The 4152-nt window shown below is 64.2% G+C and carries 3 protein-coding genes, 1 pseudogene and 2 riboswitches; of the genes and pseudogenes, 1 reads left to right on the top strand and 3 read right to left on the bottom strand.

All coding sequences use genetic code 11. The annotated features are described in order from the left end of the window. The 3 genes and pseudogenes from AC5RW2_RS40965 to AC5RW2_RS40955 form a co-directional block, all read right to left on the bottom strand. A pseudogene (locus AC5RW2_RS40965) lies at positions 1 to 456 on the bottom strand (hypothetical protein); the annotation flags it as partial. Positions 457 to 461: 5 nt separating this feature from the next. Then, positions 462 to 638, bottom strand: a riboswitch (cyclic di-AMP (ydaO/yuaA leader). A gap of 117 nt (positions 639 to 755) precedes the next feature. Further along, positions 756 to 1544: a M23 family metallopeptidase gene (locus AC5RW2_RS40960; protein WP_493986433.1), complete on the bottom strand. Its 789-nt coding sequence runs from the start codon at positions 1542 to 1544 to the stop codon at positions 756 to 758. 1 nt (position 1545) lies between these two features. Next, positions 1546 to 1749, bottom strand: a riboswitch (cyclic di-AMP (ydaO/yuaA leader). 374 nt (positions 1750 to 2123) lie between these two features. After that, positions 2124 to 2819 carry an iron-dependent transcriptional repressor DtxR gene (locus AC5RW2_RS40955; protein WP_493986432.1) on the bottom strand — a complete coding sequence of 232 codons (696 nt, stop codon included), beginning with the start codon at positions 2817 to 2819 and terminating at the stop codon, positions 2124 to 2126. A gap of 225 nt (positions 2820 to 3044) precedes the next feature. Between AC5RW2_RS40955 and serC the strand changes: the two genes are divergently transcribed. Then, positions 3045 to 4152, top strand: a 1108-nt coding sequence (serC, locus tag AC5RW2_RS40950; protein WP_494075290.1) for a phosphoserine transaminase, incomplete at its 3' end; no start/stop codon positions are given.

The raw sequence follows: 4152 nt of genomic DNA, 5'->3' as shown, positions 1-4152 counted from the left end.
GGCCGGTGCGGCGGCGCGCTGGACCTGTGCGGCAGGCGCAGCTGCAGGAGCTGCCACCGCGGGGGCCGCGGCACGAGCCGGCGCGGCGGGGGCTGCGGCAGCCGGCGCAGCCGGAGCTTCGGCTGCCGGAGCTTCAACGGCCGGGGTCTGCTCGACGACCGGTGCAGCAATGGAAGACACCTTGGGGCGATCGAAGCTGATTTGAGCCTCGGCCGGGGCCTGGACTGGCACCTGGGCCTGGATGGTCAGCGGCGTGGTCACAGCCTCACGAAGCGCGGGCGCGCCCGCGGCGTTTGCGGAGACGCCGCTGGCCAGCACCAGGCCGGAAGCGGCGGCCACCACGGCAGCCTGGCGGCCGAAGGAACCGGCATTGGCGGAAACGGCCTTGGAAATGGTGGTCAGGGGGCTGGTGCGAACAGTAGCAGCGCGATGGCGGCTGGCAGTGCGTGCGGACATGGATGATTACCTCTCCCAATGCCTGCGAGGTGAGCTGTCGGATTCGGATGGGAGTCATCCGGCCGTACGGCAGCACTGGTAGCCCAGTACGCTGTGCGACTTAACCCCAAGGGCTTCCCCAGAAGCCCGAAAGTGGTTCCCCCGCCCCTGCCATGCGAAGATGCGAACGGACCTCGGACAGTGGCAGAGCTAGGCAATCTGCTCGAGGGTGCCAATCCTTTTCGAATTTGGCACGGGTTGAACGCTATAACAGATTTATTCCAATGTCACATTCTGATCACGGAATGGTGTGGACTCGGTTACAGCCAGCCCAGCGGGTCCACGTGCTTGTCCTTGAGCATCACTTCGAAATGCAGATGGCATCCCGTCGAAGCACCGGTGCTGCCAACCTTGCCGACGCCGTCCCCACGCTCCAGCACCTGGCCCACCTTCACATCGATGGCGGACATGTGGTTGTAGGTAGTCACCAGGCCGTTGCCATGGTCTACTTCCACACGGTTTCCGCCGCCATAGGCATGCCATCCGGCGGACTTCACAGTGCCCCCCGCGGCCGTCTGGACCGGGGTTCCGCAGGCGGAGCCGTAGTCCTGGCCGGTGTGTAGTTCGCCGCTTGCGCCGGTGATCGGGGAAATACGGTAGCCGAACGGAGAAGTCAGTTTGAGCTCCGCGATCGGCTGGGACAGGGTGCCCTTGGCGGCCGTTCGCTGGATATCTCCACCCGAAGCAACCATTACCTGATGCAGTTTGGCGTCCGGATCGAAGCTGCTGGACAGCCCGGAGCGCGTGAAGTCGACCGTGGTGCCTGCAGCGGCGGAGACGCTCGCATTGACGGCCGGTTCGACCACGGGGGCAGCGGCGGGCTGGTCCGCGGCGGGCTGATCCCCCACTGCAGAGGCCGAAGGCATCAGGACGGTGAGCGCCAAGCCGGAAGCCGCGGCAACGACTCCCATCTTCTGGCCCAGGCCCTTGCCCGCGACGGACGGACGGGCTTCGGAGGCCCGGCGGCTGGCATGCTGGCCGCCACGCGGGTTCCGATCGGCTGCCGGGGAGGCTGAACGGAAGCCTCCCGTTGCTTTGTGCTTAGACAAAAGTTTCCCTCTCCTGAAGCCTGCGAAGTTAGCTGTCGGATTCGAGTAGAGAAACTCGGCCTCCAGGCACCGCAAATCACCCATGCAGGACATGGTTGTTTTGCGGTTATTTGGAGACTTCACCCCAAGGCAGTCGATCAGACGTTGATCAGAAACTGCCGCTCAATGGGTCCTCCGCCCCTGTCAAGGTGGGTTGAAACATCGCATCCGCTGACAGGGCTCGGCTGCGGATCCGATAACGCCTAGGTCTCGGCGCCAGGGCTCAACTATAAACAGCCAAAACGGGCGGTTACAATTTCGTTATATTCCCTGTGGGTAACTCTTGGGACATCCCACAAGTCGGAGAGACAGCCAGAACGGCCGTTATTGTAAGGATTTTCAGAGTATGGACCGCCCACACTATGCATATTGCCTAGTGGGGCATGTGACGCATCCAACATGGCCAGCTCGGCCAAATGGCGGAAATCACGGCGCGTCATCGCGCCATTGCCGGCCGCATCTTCCGGCCGTACCTGCCGGTCTGCGGACAGGCAAGATTGCGGACAGGAAGGTCCCTGCGCCGCGTTTCCGGGGGACTGGTCAGGCGACGGACACGAAGACGTGTACAGCGACCTCTGGCGGCAGTTCCAGAGCCCCCTCGATGTCCGGAACGCGGACGGATACGTATTCGCCCACCGCTTCCAACGTCAGTTTCGCCCCGGGACGGAGACCGCCTTCATCCAGTTGGGCCAGCAGTTCCGGCTCTACCTGGATCGGCTCGGACAACCGTACCAGCGTGACTGCCGAATCCTTGGTATAGCCACGCATGGCTTCCAGCAGGTTGATTACACCCTCGGTGAATCCCCTGGCCGGCTCGCCGCCCAGGGATTCGAGCCCCGGGATCGGATTTCCGTACGGCGATTCCGTCGGCCGACCCAGCAGTTCATACAGGCGCTGCTCCACCCGCTCGCTCATCACGTGCTCCCAGCGGCAAGCCTCGTCATGGACGTAGGCCCAGTCCAGCCCGATCACGTCCGCAAGCAGGCGTTCCGCGAGGCGGTGCTTACGCATTACCTCAGTGGCACGCTGGCGGCCCGCTTCCGTCAACTCCAAGCGGCGGTCATTGGATACCACCACGAGTCCGTCCCGCTCCATCCGGCCGATGGTCTGGGAGACGGTGGGACCTGAATGGCGCAGCCGTTCCGCAATGCGGGCCCGCAGCGCGACAATGTTTTCTTCCTCCAGCTCCAGGATGGTGCGCAGATACATCTCCGTTGTATCGATCAGGTCTGTCACGTCGGTTCAGCTCCTAGAGCGGGATGGAAGGCGGGGTACAGCGGGCGGCGGAGCGCGCCGCCGCTCATCCCCTTAGATTAGCTTATTTGTACAGAGTCCAGATAATCCCCACGTGCCCGCCGCGTCCCGCCGCAGGGAATTATTCGTCCTCAACTAACTCCGCCGGACCGCACTGGGGCAGAATGTGAGGAACCAACACAAAGCCCTGAATTGTTTGGAGCCGCCATGAGCGAAAACGCAACTATCCGCATCCCCACCGAACTCCTGCCCAAGGACGGCCGCTTCGGAGCCGGACCGTCGAAGGTCCGCCAGGAGCAGCTCGACGCACTGGCGAAGGCGAATCCCGGAATCCTGGGCACCTCGCACCGGCAGGCCCCGGTGAAGAACCTGGTCGGCAGCATCCGCGAGGGGCTGGGCCAGTTCTTCAAAGCGCCGGAAGGCTATGAGGTGATCCTTGGCATCGGCGGAGCCACCGCCTTCTGGGATATCGCCACCTTCGGCCTCGTCGAGAAGAAGGCCCAGCACCTGTCCTTCGGCGAATTCAGCTCCAAGTTCGCCTCGGCCACGGACAAGGCGCCGTTCCTCGAGGCGTCCTCCATCATCAAGTCGGAGCCCGGCTCCCTGCCAACCCCGTCCGCCGAGGCCGGCGTCGATGTCTACGCCTGGGCACAGAACGAAACCTCCACCGGCGTCGCCGCGCCGGTCCAGCGGGTAGCAGGTGCGGATGAAGGCGCCCTGGTCCTCATCGATGCGACCTCCGCCGCGGGCGGCCTCAACGTGGACGTTTCCCAGCCTGATGTCTACTACTTCTCGCCGCAGAAGAACTTCGCCTCCGACGGCGGCCTGTGGCTGGGCCTCTTCTCCCCTGCCGCGCTGGAGCGCGCCGCGAAGATCTCCGCGACCGACCGCTGGATCCCGGACTTCCTGAACCTGTCCACCGCAATCGACAACTCGCTGAAGAACCAGACCTACAACACTCCGGCGCTGTCCACGCTGGTGACCCTCAACGCCCAAGTCGAGTGGCTGAACGCCCAGGGCGGCCTGGACTTCGCCGCCAAGCGGACGGCGGATTCGGCCGGCCGGGTCTACGAGTGGGCAGAGACCAATCCCTTGACCACCCCGTATGTGGCGAACCCTGAGCACCGTTCCAACGTGATCGCCACCATCGACTTCGCCGACTCGGTGGACGCTGCGGCAGTGGCCAAGGTGCTGCGGGCCAACGGCGTAGTGGATGTGGAGCCGTACCGCAAGCTCGGCCGCAACCAGCTGCGCATCGCCACCTTCGTGGCGATCGAGCCCGAGGACGTGAGCGCCCTGATCAAGTGCATCGATT

The organism is Arthrobacter sp. B0316-1-20 (assembly GCF_059091865.1).
This window is presented reverse-complemented; position numbering and strand designations above follow the sequence as displayed.